The 19,162-nt window shown below is 42.5% G+C and carries 9 protein-coding genes; 6 read left to right on the plus strand and 3 right to left on the minus strand.

The features are described 5' to 3' along the window. Positions 1 to 7,965 (minus strand): Ig-like domain-containing protein (locus VJL_RS13990; protein WP_038878815.1); only part of this gene is annotated, 7,965 nt, incomplete at its 3' end. A 291-nt stretch (positions 7,966 to 8,256) separates the two neighbouring features. Between VJL_RS13990 and VJL_RS13995 the strand changes: the two genes are divergently transcribed. From VJL_RS13995 to cqsA, 3 genes are all read left to right on the plus strand, one after another. Continuing rightward, a complete protein-coding gene (locus VJL_RS13995; RefSeq protein ID WP_038878817.1) occupies positions 8,257 to 9,222 on the plus strand; it encodes a peptidoglycan DD-metalloendopeptidase family protein in 966 nt (321 codons plus the stop codon). 321 nt (positions 9,223 to 9,543) lie between these two features. Then, positions 9,544 to 10,488, plus strand: a complete 945-nt coding sequence (gene ylqF, locus VJL_RS14000; protein WP_038867858.1) for a ribosome biogenesis GTPase YlqF — start codon at positions 9,544 to 9,546, stop codon at positions 10,486 to 10,488. Positions 10,489 to 10,784: 296 nt separating this feature from the next. Then, on the plus strand, positions 10,785 to 12,086 hold the full coding sequence (gene cqsA / locus VJL_RS14005; protein WP_081634981.1) for an alpha-hydroxyketone-type quorum-sensing autoinducer synthase: 1,302 nt from the start codon (positions 10,785 to 10,787) through the stop codon (positions 12,084 to 12,086). A 99-nt stretch (positions 12,087 to 12,185) separates the two neighbouring features. On the opposite strand, the gene VJL_RS14010 is transcribed toward cqsA, so the two are convergent. After that, on the minus strand, positions 12,186 to 14,231 hold the full coding sequence (locus VJL_RS14010) for a hybrid sensor histidine kinase/response regulator (RefSeq protein WP_038878820.1): 2,046 nt from the start codon (positions 14,229 to 14,231) through the stop codon (positions 12,186 to 12,188). Between the two features lie 309 nt (positions 14,232 to 14,540). Here VJL_RS14010 and VJL_RS14015 point away from each other — a divergent pair, with 309 nt between their 5' ends. Further along, a complete protein-coding gene (locus VJL_RS14015; protein ID WP_038878822.1) occupies positions 14,541 to 15,158 on the plus strand; it encodes an HAD family hydrolase in 618 nt (205 codons plus the stop codon). Positions 15,159 to 15,233: 75 nt separating this feature from the next. On the opposite strand, the gene VJL_RS14020 is transcribed toward VJL_RS14015, so the two are convergent. After that, the gene (locus VJL_RS14020; RefSeq protein WP_038867865.1) at positions 15,234 to 15,782 is read right to left on the minus strand and encodes a GNAT family N-acetyltransferase; all 549 of its coding nucleotides are present in this window, start codon (positions 15,780 to 15,782) and stop codon (positions 15,234 to 15,236) included. A 297-nt stretch (positions 15,783 to 16,079) separates the two neighbouring features. On the opposite strand from VJL_RS14020, the gene VJL_RS14025 reads away from it, so the two are divergent. Continuing rightward, a complete protein-coding gene (locus VJL_RS14025) occupies positions 16,080 to 17,204 on the plus strand; it encodes an acyl-CoA desaturase (protein WP_038878823.1) in 1,125 nt (374 codons plus the stop codon). A gap of 375 nt (positions 17,205 to 17,579) precedes the next feature. After that, on the plus strand, positions 17,580 to 18,947 hold the full coding sequence (gene dcuC / locus VJL_RS14030; protein ID WP_038878824.1) for an anaerobic C4-dicarboxylate transporter DcuC: 1,368 nt from the start codon (positions 17,580 to 17,582) through the stop codon (positions 18,945 to 18,947). Positions 18,948 to 19,162 lie beyond the last annotated feature (215 nt).

Genomic DNA, 19,162 nt, shown 5'->3' on the forward strand with positions numbered 1-19,162 from the left:
GGTTTGCGTGACTTCTTTATTGTCCGTATCGACCGCTTTGATGGTCAGTTCGTCAGAAGTTTCAAAGCGTGTGCTATCGCCACTGACGGCAACGCTTGCAGCACCCGTTTCGTTAACATCACCGATATTTTCAACGGTTAAGGTTGGCGTGATTGGCAATTCATACGACGTATTGTCCTCACCCACATTACCTACTAGGTCTTTATATTGACTCACCACTAGGCCAACACCGAGTTCTGGTACGTCTGGGACATTAACGGTACCGGTCCAAACTTTCTTATCAGCAGGATCAGACGTTAGCGAAGTAACATTGTTCGTTCCCAATGTTGCCGTGGCCTCTTGCAACTCTTTGTCAAACTCTAGCTTAACGTCTACTGCCTTTCCGATTTCTTGATGCAGAGGATCAAACGTTACTTTAGTCAGTGTTGGCAATACACCTTCTACCCCCAGAATCAAACTATCCCCTTTTCCGGGGATATTGTTGATGCTCTTATAGCTTCCATCATCGACCCGTATGGTTATGTCTTTATTTTCTCTTTCTGGTGTTATGTATGTGACTGTCCAAGTTATGTTGTCAGTGGTACTCCAAGATAAAGGTTTCAACTCACCGCCATTATTCTCATCTAACTTTACGTCTGAAATATCGAAATCTGTGACTTCTTCAGTAAAAGTAAATGTAAGCGGGACTTCGGCGCCACCAGCCAAAGGTGTGCTTGCATTCGTCGATATTGTTAACTCAGGGACTGTCGCTGCTTCCACTTTGTATGTTGTCGTTTTTTCCGTTTGATTGCTGACTGCATCAGTCGCGATTACTTTTATCGTGTAATCTCCTGGCGATAACAAGTAGTGGAACACATAAGGGTCGCCATCGTTAGTAGGTTCCGTGATTGACTGTGGCCCTACTGCTAGACCTGAACCGTTGTCAGCTGTTGATGTTACTGAACTTAAGTTTTTATCTGTTACCTGAGCAGTTACATCCGACTGATATTTGCCGTCATCTGTTGCTTTGTCATCCTGCGTGATATTGCTGATCGACACTTCAGGAACTTCAAAATCAACAACTGATTCGATACCTTTGGCATCATAGATCTTATTAAAAAGCTTAAAGTCTGTAACAGCACGTCCCATTGAGTCAGTGACTGTCACTTTGTATATGTATTCAGCTTGGTCATCAATTGCAAAATCCATGGTACCAGTCGCGCTTGACGACACAATATTGCCGTTGAAGTTAAGCGGGTCTCCGGTAGTTGGAACCATATCAATGGAATAATGAGTTGCCTTGACATGCTCCCCCTCTGTAGACGTAATCGTGAACGATTGACTTTCTTTAGTGAATGCTAGCTTGCCTCCCAGCAAGCTAGTCATGTCATTAAATGAGAGAGTAATAGTCGGCACAGTCAGATCGATAGTCTTGTCTTCACTACTCTGGTTATCCACCGCATCTTTCGCGATTACCTCAACCGTAATTTTATCAAGACCTGAAAGCTCACCTTTGGATAGCTCGAAATAAGTTATGTATTCCTTATCGTTTTCCTTGTTCGTTTTTTCTTCTTCAAAGTCAAGCGCTCGCACCGTGTACTTAACCTTAGCTAAACCACTGACGTCATCTTTCATCTCGACAAAAGTGAACCTAACTTTGTCACCTGGTTGCTCAGTAACCGTGATCAAATCTCCAATGACAGGAGCAGTATTATCAAATCGAATATCTTCAACTAAATCTAACCCACGGTTTTCCCAAACGTCAGTGACCAGAACCTCGATTGTTAACGCTTTATTTTCTAATCCCGCATCCAACTCATCACTATGAAAGCTTGAACAGCGATACGTGTCATCATCACTACAAGTGGTGAAGTTTCTGAAGTTATCAGCGTTATTTTTTAAGTCGTAAGACTCACCACCAAAGGTAACACTGACATTTTCTATGTCCGAGTATTCGGCAAGCTTAACTCTAAAGTCTACATTGAGGATTTTACCATTTAATACATCACTACCTTCAGGGCTTGTAATTTCAACTACCGGCTTTTCAGTTGGTAATATGAATTCAAACTCATGCTCTGCTGCTAAGTTGCCTGCATTATCAGTAATGTTGGAAATTTTGTAGGCATGCGTAACCGCCGTCTTTTGAATAATATCGGCATACTTTTCTTTGTAACGGCAAACAGCTTCACCATTGGCATTCAAAACACAACTCTCAGCACTAAACGGAATACCTCCAGCCATTCTAATTAACTTAGGGAAATCCGCGTTGTCGGTAATATTTACTCCTGACAACTCATCTTTAAATATAAGGTCAAATGCAAGGTACTTAGTTGGATCATCTAAGTCATAGGTCACCTCATAGCCCTGAAATACGTATTGATCCGTTTCAGGTGAAACTGTCTTTGGAGCCTCTGCATCCATCATTTTAAAGTCAAACTTCCGCACTGCTACGGCCCCATTCGTGCCCGTAGTTTGGACGATCAAAACAGCAGGTGAATACGAAACATTTTCCGAGTCAACGCTACAACTAGGCTCTTGCCCCAAAGAAATATTCTTCACGCCAGAAGTAGGCTTTTCTCCACTAGGGGGGGCATCGTCACCATTGTGTTCCCGACGAACCCAACACTCTATGCTTTTTGCTTTTACTTCACTTTTAGTTACGAATTTGACGTCTAACACCCCGTCAGACACATAGTTCTGAAAATCTATAGGCTCATCAATATCAATAGCTACACCATTACGCTGGACGCTTAACGTACGGTTAATGTTGCTAACTAGTGGAGTACCGTTATGTTGGACATTATTTTCAACACTAATACTCAGCTCATAGTTCCCATCAGTTCCTAGTTGCAGCTGGGTTAACGTCGCTTCCCAAGTGTCCTCTGAACCGTCGACTTTATAAAACTGAAAGTCTGTCGCTTTACTTTCACCCGAGTATTTATAAGTAGATTTAATTTCTTTAACACCACTCACATCGGTTACTTTTAAAGTTAGCTTAATGTCACCTTCGTTATATACAACTCGGTCAATTGATTCACCACTATCTGCGTAAGCAATCGTAAGGTCCAATTGGGGAAGCTTACTGCTCACGTTAACCAAAAAGTCACTTGTCGATGAGTTGCCACGAGTATCTGAACCTTTAACTCTAATTGTATGCTCACCATCACTTTGCCCACCTAAAGGGATTTTAAGAGCGTCAGCATTAACTATTTTGGTTCCCGGAGTACCCGGAGTTGGTTCAACATCTTCAAATATCCAGTACTCTAAGTTTTCTCGATCTACCCCCTCAGTAGAAACGTTGCCATTCGGGCCTAAATCTGTAGCTCTCAGCTCAAAGACATAATCACTATTGTAATAACTATTAACATCGTGCCCCATCAAGCTAAATTCTGGGCCTTGATTATCAAAAACTACGCTATTTGTATTCGATTGACTTTCAAAACCATGAACATCTTTTGCTTTAACATAGAGACGGATGCGATTTCCTTCATTCAGGTCAATATTCTTAGTCTCATCTTCCAAAAGTGGCATTTCGAACTTTTGACTTGGGTTCTCAGGCTTAAACGTTTTTAACACTGTAGGGTTATCTACCTGGAACAAGGATACTTCTTCAATACCAGAATCATCTGTCACTGATTCAAAAAGCACATTGAACTTACGTCCTACTACGGTGTTTTCTTTATTCAAAGCGTCTTCAATCCAAGGGGTAGAAAGTAGAATTACTGGTCCCTTATTATCAACTTGAAAGCTGAACGTCCCCTTCCTACTCTCGTTTGCTGGATAGGCTTTATCCGTTGCCGTTACATAAAATTCATTTTTGGAATCGTAATTAAAGGCTTCAGCAACCAATTGAACTTTAACATCCGGCTGCTCGCCAATGAGGTATGGTTGATCACAAACGCTTGTTTCAGGATCGCAAGCTTCTAACGTTTGGGATTGACCTGAGCCTCTCCTTAGTTCGACTTTTACATTGCTACCTTGACTAAGATCACCCCAATCGATCACCGGAGTCCAAACATCGTTGCCACCCAATCGCTCTGTAATTTCCGCATCATTAACAACCGGTGACTCAGAGTCGATATAAATACGAAACCTTGGGGCCCCATTGTCGGCATCTGATACCGCGTTCCCCAAGTTATCTTCGGCACTAACTACCGCTAACCAGTCACCATCTCCTGGGTTAATTGTTGTTCCTTGAGTCGAGCAATCTTCCTGACCGCATAGGCGTACGACAAACCGATCGCTTTGGTTAGTATAAAACTGCTCATATGAAACTGGGTATCTTTCGCCAGATGTCTTATAGAAAAGTAAGCTACGTTTCTCGAGTTTGTCATCAACCACATCTTTCAACTCAAAAGTTAGATCGTGGATGTTATTTTTAATACTCAGATAAACATCTTCCCCTATAGGGTTTTTATCTGGACCTATAGGAGGGATGTAACTCGCCTCCGGATAGTCATTATCTACATACAAACGCTCTACAAGAGGGTCGGCCTCAGTAAATCCATTACCTTTGGTATCGAATGCCGTTGTCTCCAACGCAAACTCGATGATATCGGTGAGATCTGCTGACTCTGTATTTAAGGTAAAGAAGTACTCTTTTCTAAATTTATCGCTATCGCCAGATTCTTGTGGTTGAAGTTCCAATGGAATAGCAGTATTAGGGTCACCCATGGCATACCACATACTTTGGAATTTCGGGGCTTGGTCACCTTCCTCTACAACCCCAGATGGATCTTCTAACACTACTCTAGATACCACTTCACCCGCGACATAAAGCTTGTCGCCAACCATTGTTTCGCGGCCAGTCTCTATTGTTAGTGTTTGTTTCGGAGGATAAATATCAATACTACCGCCACCACTATCAAAGATATTGTCTTCGCCAAGTTTAGGATTAGCCGTAGAAATATCATCGGCATAAAGCTGAGCAATATTATCTGGGATGCCGTATTTTTCAGTCATGATATCGTAGTAAGACTGAGCAAGGTCTTTGCGGTAGGTATCAGAGTCGAATTCGTAATCATCCAATTTGATTTGATTCCCACCAGCACCAATTCCGTTTGCTTTACCATCGTAGCTAAGATCGTCATAAATAGCGGAAGCGAAATCAGAAGAATTGTTGCGTGGCGTCTTTTCCGCTAATTTATCAATTGCTTCAACAAGGAAACGATGCAGGTAGTCGTTAGAGAGATCGCTAGGAATTGTCTCTTCAAGCATCTCATTTGTAGCGTACGCCGTAATGGTTGGATCGAATCCAAAGAACGATTCGTTACCGCCAGCTAGCGCGTATTTCACATCCGTGAGAATTTGCGAGGCGCGTTCTGATGTTTTGTCACCGGCTTCTACCTGATTCCAACGATAATCGAACAAACCTGTCTGGTAAGTGGCAAGCTCGGTCACGTAATACGTATTCGAACCATCAAGTTCAAAATATGCGCCGATATTGGCATTGTTTAGATTAACGCTCGCTTTGGCACCTGCATCATCTTTCCATTGGTAGTAGTGAGGGTCCGTCCCTTCTACACCAATTAAACGTACTCGCATGAATTCATAATTGACAACGTCCGTCGTGGCTTCACACGAAGCAACATCAAGCGCGGTAGTTTGATCACTTTCTGGCTGCTGAATAGTGGTACAACTTGCTAGAGAAGTGAATTCACCATTTGGGTTCAAACCTTCTAATTGCACACGTGCCCCAATGAAAGGGGTCACAACCGTCATCGTAGGTAGGTCAAAACTGCTCCGGAAGTAAACTTCTTGCGTCGCACTTTCATTGTCGGACTCGTCGATGGTTTGAATTACCAGTTTTTGGCTAGCGTTTTCTGAAACGTTTTTAAAACCATCACCAAGTACCTCTTTTACGAAAGGAACGTAGTAAATAACCTCATCGACTCTGCCTTCGCTATCTAAAATAGTTTCGTGAGGGATACTCGCGGTGATAGTGTCCGTCGAGGCCACGGTTTGTGTTGTGTTTTGAAATGCGTAGTTGTTGTCATTGTTTTGGCTTAGGTAGTACTTCACGACTAGTTTAAGTTTGTCAGCACTTGAGCCTAAAACCGTATCGGAGTTCACATCAGAAACTCGAACTCGTACGTAAGGGATCTTATTCTCTTTCAATACGTTGACGTCAAAATCGGCGAAATCAACGCCATCAATTGATTTCAAGCCAGAAGCAGCATAGACATAATCGATCTTCAAGTAGTCTCTACTCGACTGAACATTGTCTGATGTATAAGTATCTTGCGTGTAAACCCCTTCGTACGTAGACCTTTCTCCATCGACGGTCACATTGACGTAGTTCATCGATGCCCCTTCAGGGTATGTAATGATCTGAGCAGGCGCTTGATCGTCACGGCTTACTGCATGCTGGTACTCACCGACGTTTTCTTTGGTATCGGTCGCCTTGATATCGAACGTAGTCGTAGATAAGAAATCGTCTGTCGAATACGGTTCGTTAAACTCACAAGCGCTGCCCGACTCTGCGGTCACAGGAGAACAAGACACATCTTTCGGTAGCCCACTCTTAAAAGATACGCTGACAGATTTAATGTCTTGAGACGCTTCTTTTACTATACCTTTTAATACGTACTCTTTAACTACGTTGTTAATAGCGCTTGCCGAAGTAACAGAAATGACAGGTGCATCATTATCCCACTCAAAATTAACGTAATGACCTGAATTGCTACCAGAAACAAGTTCATTGCCTAAAACGTCCGCCGTGTAAAACACCAAACGCGCTGCAGTTACATTAGAAAGGCCGGTATCTGGGTTGACATCAACTGCATCAATGGCTTTTGTATCGACACTTACTTTGATGTTTGTTTCTCGAACCCCGACTTCAAATCCGCTTGCATCAACCGAACAAAACTCACTGCCAGAAGTCTGTTGATCGTTACATTTGAATTCGCCTGACCAAGCACCATGTAATTGATATTCCACATAAGCAGAAACAGATTGAACACCGATATCGTCATTAAGTCTGATATCTACGCTATCTGTTCTTGCTAATACATCACTATCGGTGCGAGTTACGGTTGGTGGTGTTGTATCGATTTCGGTTTCATCGCGTGGTGGAATAACACCATCGGTCGTACCATGACTTCCCAAGTCATTAATTTTTTGACTAAAAGCAACGTAATCATCAGCATCCGTCCCTGAGATATTAAGCTCTGGGTCGTTCACTACAATCAAAACGTGTTGAGAAAGGTCTTGAGTGTAAACGTCGCTAGTAATTCTCTGCTGACCAAACGTAAGCGGCGTCACTGCACCTGTCGAGTCACTGATTTCTAAGCCGTCTAGAAGACCATCAGCGATGACATCACGAAATTGAATATCAGCAAAATGCATTGAAGTATAGACGTTGTCCTCAGACTGGCCGTATCTTTGAATCAGGTCATAAGAATATGAAGAGTATGCTGTTAACAAAGCTCCGTACTGGTGACCAGGTGTAGCAAAGCTACTTTGGCCTCCTTTCGTTATATCAATCGGAGTGGTTTCATTGACATTGAACCCGTACATCCCATTGATACTATCTAAGGCTTCAGAGACTGCATCCGAGCCAGATTCCCCACCAGAAATCTTATACTTAGCTAAACCAGAAACGATATTAGTCAGTGGTGTGAGCATTAATTTCTGATCACTACCTTCACTAAAATTCACTACCCCTTCTAAGCGCAAAGTCTTACCCGCGCTCGATGACACAATTTCTTTTGTGAGAGGATCGGTGTAGCTACCTTGCTGCGCGACGACATACAAAGGCATCGAAGAGGATTCGAATTCAAGCTTGTAATCACCAAAGGCATCAGAAGTCGTACCCGCAAGCAATCTGCCGACTTTTCCATCCTTGTATTCAAACACCTCGATCTTGGCACCGTTGACTGGAGCGTCAAAAACGTTACCTGAGATGCTTCCTGTATTCCTAGCTGGCGGGGTGTTATCACCACCATCCCCACCACCACATGCACTCAATAAAAGTGAAGCAGCCATGAGACCTAACGTTGGTTTTAGTGTATTTTTAGTGAACATAGTAATTTGGCAGAGTCTATTTTGCCGAGATTATATTATTGTCTGGAATTTTCTCAACGTGACAAAATAACCATAAAATCAAACATAAACGCTAAGAAAATAGGTAGTTTTAAGCCTCTTTAGCGGCGCTACTTCACATCTATCGTTATTTAATTAGTAAAAACACAGGAATTAGCTATAACGGCGTGTAAGATTTTATTTTAAATATTATACTCCCCTCAATTTTTCGGCTCTAAGCACAGTTTTATTTCAATGACAAGTTTAATATTAAGACAACATGCGCAAAACTTTGCTCTACCCCTTATTATCATTGCGCTCGCGATCGTTACGGGTGTGTCAGTTACCCATCAATTACTCTCCCCCAGGAATGAGATTCAAGCTATTGTTCCTAAAGTAGTAAATCACAGCAACATTCGCCAAATATACAAAACTAACTTTCGTCGCACGACCATTAAAACGGGCCGCATTGATTACTCGTTTGTAACATCTCTGATAAACGCTGGATTATCTAAAAAAGAAATAAAATCACTACTGAAATTAATTGAAAACGAATTTGACATTATTGGCTCCGTTCGAAAAGGCGATAAATTCTCAATAAAAACCCGAACTAATAGGTATAACGAAAAATACATTAGTTCTTTTTACTATTCCGGTAGTAAAAGAAACTTTTTCGTTATTAGTGATGGCAACAACAACGCATACGATGAATATGGCAATAAGCTAATTCGCAAGCCATATTACTCATTTCCACTAGCAAAAAAGCACAAAGTTAGCTCTGGTTTCAATTTAAAACGAAAACACCCAGTCACTGGATTGATTGCCCCACACTTGGGCACCGATTACGCAGTCCCAATTGGTACACCGATACAGAGTATTGCGGACGGTGTTGTTGTTAAATCACGGTATAACCGCTTTGCGGGCAACTACATTAATATTCGTCACACCAACGGCTCAATGTCTCGTTATCTACATCTATCTAGAAGCGACGTTCGTGTGGGTGACAATGTCACTAAAGGACAAACCATTGGCCGAACAGGTAATACGGGAAGAACAACCGGTCCACACCTGCATTTAGAGCTGATCGTTGATGGTGTTCCTGTTGATTATGCACGTCGAATCAGAACCAACCCTGCTCCCCCCGTAAACATGCAAATGATGTTGGCGGCAAGAAAAGAGCGTGTAGAGCTCATTAAAGAGTTACATAAATACGCCTCTTAATATCGTTTTGGTTTCTTTTTTTCAGTTCATCGGAACACAGAACTTGGCTAGTGAATACCTAAAATCTCGTCACTGTCTGTGAGCTTCGATTCGAAAGTGACCAAATCGGAGCGCCAGCAGTGCTTAAGTCGTTAAATATCTTCCTGTCACTCTTGCTCTAACATTTCCGCTCCACCAATAAAGTGTTAAGATCATCACATGCTCGCTGTAGTGGTAACGAGTGGTGATCATTAGCCCCACTCCCTTAACATCCTCATAAGTGATGTAAATAAGACGAATAACCCACCAGCATAACCATGAAACAATAAGGCGATTTTTCAGATGGTTAACAACTCTATCCAGTGGTTTCCGGGCCACATGCATAAAGCCCAAAAAGAGATTGCAGAAGCAATCCCTCAAATAGATGTCATTATTGAAGTGCTTGATGCTCGTATCCCTTTTAGTAGTGAAAACCCTATGATCGCGGAGCTCAAGGGAGATAAGCCAGTAGTAAAAGTACTGAACAAACGTGATCTCGCGGATCCAGAGTTAACCCAAGTTTGGATTGACCATTTCGAGAAAGAACACAACGTAAAAGCGATTGCCATTACTACCTCTCAACAGCCCGAAGTCCAAAAAATTATGGAGTTAGTACGTAAGCTTGCTCCACATCGCGAAGAAATCGGCAAAAACATCCGCACCATGATCATGGGTATCCCCAACGTTGGGAAGTCGACCATTATCAATGCTTTGGCGGGTCGAACTATCGCAGTAACAGGCAACCAACCGGCGGTTACACGTCGTCAGCAACGTATTAACCTTCAAAATGGTATCGTTCTTTCTGACACTCCGGGGATCCTGTGGCCAAAAGTAGAAAACCCACACAGTGGTTTCCGTTTGGCAGCAACTGGCGCAGTAAAAGACACGGCAATGGAATATGATGAAGTCGCCTTCTATACCGTTGAATACTTAGCCGCTCATTACCCTGAACGACTAAAAGAGCGCTACCAAATTGAAGAGCTTCCTGAATCTGATATCGAAATAATGGAAGAGATCGGGCGTCGTCGCGGTGCTTTACGTGCGGGTGGACGTGTAGACCTTCACAAAGTATCTGAAATCCTTCTTCACGAGCTGCGTCAAGGCACTCTAGGTCAAATCACTCTAGAGCTTCCAGAAATGATCACTCAAGAGCTAATCGAAGTAGAAATCGAAACCGCGCGTAAAGAAGAAGAAAAAGCCAAGCGTAAAGAAGAGCGTCGCAAGCGTTACCTTCGTAACAAACGCTAACCAACACTTGTTCAATACTCATCGTTTTGAAGGCGCGTATTTATCGCGCCTTTTTTGCATCAAAAATATATTCTTCTTTTCGTAAAAGTCAGACATTCGTTCTCACATTTTGTGGAACTAAGACCTCTAAAAGCCCCCCCTTTCTCTCTTTGTAATTTGCTTTCGTCGTTAAGTTTTGTAGGAAATATCAAACAAAATCATTAATTTTTATTACGTAAATTAACGGTTATTTTTCAAGCACGATCTTAGTTAGACCCCCGAATGGTAAGGAGTTACAAACCTCACCCAACCCTTAAATGCCGAGTTTGCAAGGACACGCAAAGTTATGCAACTTGACTAATGACAGTTCATTCATATTCGTCAAACTATATAGCTGTCAGCGCTGGCGTTTTTCTGTATTACGAAGAGAACTTATTATGAGTGATAAATCGAAAACGAAACCACTTCCTTCTTTTGTTGAGGAACGCCTGGATTTTTACCTTCAAGATTTGATTGAACAAAACGAGAACCAAAAGCACTTGGTTCTTGGTAAACGTCCAAAAAGCAACGCGGTAATCATGCAAAGTAATGACTACCTAGCGTTGTCTCATAACGAACAAATCCAGAAAGCACATCGGGATGCGATCGTTGAACACGACGATAACGTGGTGATGTCAGCAATCTTCTTACAAGACGATTCCTCCAAGCCTGCTTTCGAAGCATTGTTAGCCGACTATGTTGGTATGGGCAGTTGTTTACTTTCCCAATCGGGATGGGCTGCTAACATTGGTTTGCTGCAGACCATTTGTCCGCCTGAAACACCGGTCTATATCGACTTCTTTGCGCATATGTCATTGTGGGAAGGTATTCGGGCAGCAGGAGCGCAAGCGCATCCATTCATGCACAACAACATGAGCCACTTGCGTAAGCAGATCCAGCGTCATGGCTCAGGCGTCATCGTGGTAGATTCGGTCTATAGCACGATTGGTACGATCGCCCCACTCCACGACATCTACGAAATGGCGAGTGAGTTTGATTGTGCTTTAGTGGTGGATGAATCCCACTCATTAGGAACACACGGGCCTAACGGCTCTGGCTTGGTAAAAGCGCTGGAACTCACTGATAAAGTCGATTTCATTACTGTCAGTCTGGCAAAAACCTTTGCTTATCGAGCAGGAGCGATTCTCGGCCCAGAAAAACTCGCGAAAACACTTCCTTTTGTTGCTTATCCAGCGATTTTTAGCTCGACGGTATTGCCTCAAGAAGTGATTCGCTTGGAGAAAACGTTGGACGTCATTAAAGGGTCCGATCATAAACGTAAAGACCTTTTTCAGCGCGCCAAAGAGCTCAGAACTGGATTAAAACAGATTGGGTTTAATATTCGGAGCGAATCTCAAATTGTTGCCTTAGAGTGCGGTAGCGAACGAAATACTGAACGTGTGCGTGACTTTCTCGAAGACCGTGATGTTTTTGGCGCAGTATTCTGTCGCCCTGCAACAGGAAAGAACAAAAACATCATACGTTTCTCGATCAACGCCGATATGACACCACGAGACATCGACCACGTGCTTACGGTATGCCAGGAGGCGTTTAACCATCCAGAATTAGAGTTCGTATAATAAGAAAAGACAACGGCCCTTTTGAATGGAAGCTTGTGTATTGCCGCTAAAATAAAAGAGCTCAGCATGTTGCTGAGCTCTACTCGTTATTGATTTCAGTTAGATCCAGTTTGCAATCTTATCGAAGAGTCGGTTCTTATCTGCGGGCTTAACAATAAAATCAGACATCCCGGAAGAACCAATCTTATCTAATGTTACCGGAGAACTATCACCAGTATGTGCAATAATAGGTACAGCCGAATACGCTTTATTTGCCCCACGAATACGTCGTGACGCCTCTACGCCATCCATTACTGGCATCTCAATGTCCATCAAGATAAGGTCGATACTATCGGTATCCAACGCATCTAAAGCCTGTTGTCCATCTTCTTTTTGAATAACATCAAAACCTTGCTTTTCTAACAACATTGCGGTGAATTTTCGTAAAGATTCATTGTCATCAACTACCATTATCGTGCGCTTATTTGTCGCGTCTAAAGGGCGCACTGGCAGTGCTGTGACAACATAGCTCGCATCATAGAGCAAACGGTCAATAGTGGCTTTGGTGTTCAAGAGCCACGCTTGGGTTTCGACCCAAATCGCGTCAAAACTCACATTACGAACTCGTTCTATTGGATGGTGCTCAAACAAATAGACGATACGAGCTTCTGTGAACGATAGCAAAGACTCAATTTTATCCAGATGACTTCCTCTAGAATCCAAGCTTTCCATATCAACAAAAATAAGGTCAAACTCGAACTCATATTCTTTCTTCTTGAGGGCTGATGCAATATCCAAAACGGTCAATTCAAACCCCATAAAGCGCGCAATATCAGTAACTTTTGCAACCAATATGTTTTGCTCCGTAACCATTAAAATGGTCTTCAGTTTGGTCAGCTCATTTTTAATTTCTTTAACCGAGCTTGAGGTAATCAGTGGAAACGTCATGGTGAACTGAGACCATTCACCAACTTCTGATTGGCACTTGATGTCGCCGCCGAATGAACGCATCACTTTCTTACAAAATGGCAATCCTAATCCATAATTACCTGATTTACCGGTCGTGTAAAAATCTCTGAAGATGCTGCGAATCACCTCGCTCGGAATACCTGAACCGTTATCCGTGACAACAATTTGGTTCACGACTTCATCACTGTACATGGTGACGTGAATATGAAAATCTTCGGAACTGCGATGATGAAAGGCATTCTTGAATAGGTTGTACATCACATACTTCAACAACGTATCACTACCTAAGAAATCAAATTCACTTCTTACATCCAAAGAGATAGCAAAACGGTCTGTCGAACGTTTATAGCTGAAGCTCTCGATAGCACTCTCCACGACAGTTTGTGCCGAGTGTTTCTTGAATGTTGAGCGAGAGACACGATTTTCATCAATGGAGGTAAGCAACAAATCAATCGTCTCGTTTCCAGAGTGAATGATGTTCATTGCGTCATCGCTCACTTCCCGTAACAGTGTCACATCTTCATCACTTAAAACATATTGCTCTTTCCTCCCCTGTTTAGGGTTGGGCAGCACGGATTGAATAACATCAATCGACGTTAGTAAGCCGCTAAGAGGATTGCGCATTTCATGGGCGATACCAGCCCCAAAAGACTTAGCCAAAGAAACCTTTGCTTCGTGCTCGACCTGATTACGGAAGTAAAACAAGTTGCCAAACAGGTAAATAAACAAAAAGATTGGCACGTGAGTCCAATCCATCGTGAGTTCTAAATGGAAACCTTGAGCAACCCAAGCAAAAAACGTCGCTAGTCCAATCCCGGCAAATGTTTGAGCAAACATTACTCGCGTAATATGTACCAACAAAATATGCAGAAATATCGCCGACATAAAGGACATGACCCACACGTTGGACCAATTATTCATCAACAACATGTAGAAAAAGAAGCAAGGTAAACAAAGTGTGACCGCAACTTGGTAGTAAGCAGGTAAATATCGGCGCCATTGAAAAGGCATACGATTACGAGCAATGATGCCGAAGAACAAAACGGAACACAGTAAACGTAGCGGTAGATTTTCATAGGGTTGCGGGAACATAAACTCCCACACCACGTAATAGATTGGGAATCCAACAAAGCCCATCCATCCTACTAGCGTTAGGTTTGGTTCTGCGTACTGATAAACTTTGCGAATCGCGTCCATATTGAATACTTTATTAACTAAGCCTTAACGTTGTTGACTAATTTTATGGTTTGCTTTGTTTTCATTCTATTTGCCCTTCAATTATATATTACTTAAGGAGCATAAGCAGTGAGACTTCAATCAAATATTTCGCGACGCTCTACTTTAAATTCAGCTCGTTATATTCACAAAATTAATAATTAAGCAAATTCGAATATTAAATAAACAAAAACGCGAACTCGCGCAATATCTCATGCAGGAAAGCCGTGCAACATCAATTTCTAGAAAGAACACGCTCTCACCGGCTCAACTTATCAAACAAGGAAGCCTATGCAACCAATAGCAATCAAAAATGTCGTATTCGATGTTGGAAATGTACTCGTTAGATGGTCGCCAATCGAAATTGTTAGACTCACTTTTGGCAATGATGCCGATGTGGAATGGTTCGTCAAAGATCTGTTCACAAGCTCAATTTGGATGGACTTAAATAAAGGCCTGATTAGCGAGTCGCAAGCCAAACAGCGTTATCAACAAGAGAAGCAACTTTCAGCAGCAGATTGTGAACGACTCTTTTATTATGTAAAACAGACACAATTGCTGATTTACGGCAGTGTCGATTTACTGAAACGTTTAAAAGCTGCGGGTTATGGCGTCTATGCGTTAACCGACAACGTGGTTGAAATTGTTGAGTATCTCAAATCAACGTATCAATTCTGGCCGCTGTTCGATGGCACGACGGTTTCTGCCGAATTGGGGTTATTGAAACCTCAACCAGAAATCTATCAGAACCTTCTTGAGGCTCACCAACTTGTTGCTTCAGAAACGGTGTTTCTTGATGATATGCCTTATAACGTAGAGGGGGCAAAAGCGGTTGGTATGGCTGCAATTCAATTTGAAAATGCTCAACAATGCGAAACTGCCTTGAAACAGCTTGGATTAATATTCTAATCTTCTGCTTTCCTGTGAGCCATAAAAAAGAGCAGCGAATTCGCTGCTCGTTCATGTTTGATACGTGAGTAATGTCTAAGAATAAATTACGTTTTCTTCAATCCCGCTCACTAAGGATTGAGCACTGGACCAACGGAATACTTTTTCCATGACCTCATTTCCACTAGGCGCTTTCCAACTGCGCTCTTGACACTCTTGCCCACCGATATGCTGATAAAATTCTACCGCGGGTTCATTTTGTGAAACTACCTCAAGATATAAACCACTGTCTTTGAAATATTGTTGGTGCCACTCCGCAACCGCAAGTAAAAGCTGTTTGCCGATCCCACGCCCTTGATAACCACCATCAACATGTAGCGCTTCAATGAAGCTGCCACGTTCAAAGTCATGATTACCGAACACACAAACAAAACCAAGAAGAAGACCACCCTCTTCTGCTAATACGATGTGTTGGTTAAATGGAGGGTTTGTCAGACGCGTTTGCCAAATCAGTAATTTGTCGTCACTCGCTTCGCTATCCAAATAGCCGTCACTCAGAATGCCACGGTAATGTCGCTTCCAACTGTCCACGTGTAACTGCGCGATGCGTTCATAATCCTTATATTCCGCTAATCGTAATTCCATTACGTATTCCTATTTTCTTACATTTCTTTGCTTCTCTATCGAGCTTTGGCATTTTCCACCTCATTCCGGTCTTATTATTGGCAGATTTTACAAATCTAACGCCATAGCTCATTGATTAATACTACTCATTATTCGTTTAAAAGCAAAATATCCCACCAATAAGCGCGATAAATCATAAACATTGTGCAGCGATAGAGCAGTCACAACTCGATACAAAGTCGTCAAACTTTAGTTTGACTTACACGTGTACGCTGATATTCTAGCGAACAGTTGTTAGCTCAAAGTTAGGGACACATCGTGACGCATAATAAACCGCCCATTATCTGGTTGAATCTATTGATATTTTCTGCCAGTTTTATTCTGACTTTTGTTGTATTGCCTTGGTATGCATACCACTACGGATTAGGTTGGGAACATCTGATCTGGGGTATCATCGCTTTTAGTTTTACCAATCTCTCCATTACCGCGGGTTATCACCGTCTCTGGAGCCACAAAACCTATGAAGCTCACCCAGTTTTACGATTCATCTTTGCCATCGGTGGTGCTTTCTCTCTTCAAAACAGTGCAATGCATTGGTCTTCTGATCATCGTGTTCACCACAAACATGTAGATGACAATGACAAAGACCCGTATTCAGCGAAACGCGGATTTTGGTATTCGCATATTGGTTGGATGTTACGCGACTATAATAAATCGAAAGAAAACGAGTACACCAACTGTCGTGATTTGAAACGCGATAAGGTCGTCGTGTGGCAGCATAAATATTATGTTCCACTCGCAATTCTGACCAATATTGGCTTTCCTCTCGCATTGGGTTTGATATACGGCGATGTATTGGGAATGTTTTTAATCGTTGGAGCAGCTCGCCTCTTCCTAAGCCATCACACTACCTTCTTTATTAACTCATTGGCGCACGTTTGGGGTAAGCAAACCTTCACAGACAAAAACACGGCTCGTGATAACGGTATTTTGGCTTTCTTTACCTTTGGTGAGGGATACCATAATTTCCACCATATCTTTGAGAACGATTACCGAAATGGTGTGTACTGGTGGCATTACGACCCAACGAAATGGTTGATAAAATCATGCTCTTGGCTGGGGTTAACAACCAAACTTCGTACGACATCGACTTTCCGAATCGAAAAAGCGCGCGCAACTCAGTTGCTGAAAAAGGCAAAAGAAAAGTTAGAAACGAAACCGAATAGCCAATCGATTCGAGACCAACTTCAGCAGGAATTCGATGCACTTGTACACCACATGCAAGAATATTATGAAGCGCGAAAAGAAGTGCTTGGTGAGAAAACAGCAACGGTAGTGAAAAAGTACGAACGTTCCGTATCAAAGCTGAAATACGAACAAATTAAGGAAGAATTTGAACGTCAACAACGCAGTTGGAACCTCTTAGTGCGACGCTACGCATAACGTGTAACTCGCGCTTCAATATAAAGACGTCAAAACAAAAGCTCCGTTCATTCGGAGCTTTTTTGTTCAATCAAGCCCCTTTAACGTGATCTAGCTCGAACTATCGCTTTTCCTACTTTTTAATCATTTCGTACGATTTTTATTCGACAAATCGTTCATATTTTCCGTTCTTTAAAATCAATAAAACCAGTGCATAACACCTACAAAACGTAATTTAAACAATATAATCCAGCGCAATTATTTATTAATCTATTATTTGTTTTAGATCATGCTAGCTCTAATTTAGTCTCGTGCCACAAGAAAGAATTCTGTAAATTCCTTGTCATAAACTGAAACAGTTTCTTTCTTTTTTTCATAATATCTGGAGACAACCCTATGTTAGAGCTCTTAATTGGCTTAGCAGTGACCATTGCTGTGGGTTATTTCATTGTCAAAGGCTACAAAGCCGCTGGCGTGTTATTAACCGCAGGTATCAGTTTGCTTCTTATGACAGGTCTGCTTGGCCATGACGTTCTGCCATCAAAAATAACCTCAACGGGTAATATGGTGACGGACTCACTAGAGTACGTAAAATACATGCTTCAATACCGTGGCGGCGGCCTTGGTATGCAAATCATGCTACTTTGTGGTTTTGCGTCTTACATGACACACATCGGCGCAAACAATGTTGTAGTAAAACAGTTCTCTAAACCGCTTTCTGTTATCAAGTCTCCTTACGTCCTTTTGGTAGCGGCTTACATCGTGGCATGTTTGATGTCTCTTGCAGTGAGTTCAGCAACTGGCCTAGGCGTTTTGTTGATGGCAACTCTGTTCCCGATGATGACGGCTATGGGTATCTCTCGCCCAGCAGCGGTTGCAGTATGTGCTTCACCTGCGGCAATCATTCTTTCACCAACATCTGGGGACGTGGTCATCGCTGCGGAAAAATCAGGCCTAGCGCTTGACGTGTTCGCGGTTCAAACCGTACTGCCTGTGTCTATTTGTGCAATCATCGTAATGGCTGCAGCAGCTTTCTTCTGGAATAAATACCTAGATAAGAAAGACAACACACCAATGGAAAAGATTGACGTATCAGAAATCAAAGCTGATGCGCCAGCGTTCTACGCAGTTCTTCCTTTCCTTCCAATCATCGGTGTATTCCTATTCAACGGTCGTACGATTCCTGGACTGACTCTAGACATCTACACTATCGTGGTAGGTTCTATCTTCTTAGGTGCAGTGATTCACTATGTGGTGAACAAGTTCGACGGTGAGAAGTCACTTGAAGATCTCGATTCATGCTATGCCGGTATGGCAGACGCGTTCAAAGGTGTAGTCATGCTGTTGGTTGCGGCGGGCGTATTCGCACAAGGTCTAATGTCTATTGGCGCTATCGATAACCTACTACACCTTGCAGACAACGCGGGTGCGGGCGGCATTGCGCTCATGCTTATCCTAACGGGTTTAACTGTTGCCGCTGCGATTGCGACGGGTTCTGGTAACGCTCCATTCTACGCGTTCGTAGAGCTTGCTCCTTCACTGGCTGCGAAGATGGGTCTTAACCCTGCGTTCCTAATCATTCCAATGCTACAAGCATCTAACTTAGGTCGTACTATCTCGCCAGTATCTGGTGTAATCGTTGCGACTTCTGGTATGGCAAACATCAGCCCATTCGAAGTTGTGAAACGTACATCAGTACCAGTTCTAGCTGGTCTGCTTACGGTTATCATCGGTACGATGGTTCTTGTACCAATGACGGCATAAGCACCGACTGTATAACAGCGATTAACAAAGGCTCGGCTTCTATGTCGAGCCTTTTTGCATCGATTCAACACACCTCGTCAACACTTTTCCTCCCTCTGATACTCCGTATTGAATACGCAATGTGTCTCTTATTTACAAAACACAGCACATTATAAGCCAGACTAATTTGCTTAATATCTCAGCTACTTATATAACGTTCCAATACATTCAAAAAA

It is taken from the genome of Vibrio jasicida CAIM 1864 = LMG 25398 (genome assembly GCF_000400365.1).
Taxonomy (GTDB): Bacteria; Pseudomonadota; Gammaproteobacteria; order Enterobacterales; family Vibrionaceae; genus Vibrio; species Vibrio jasicida.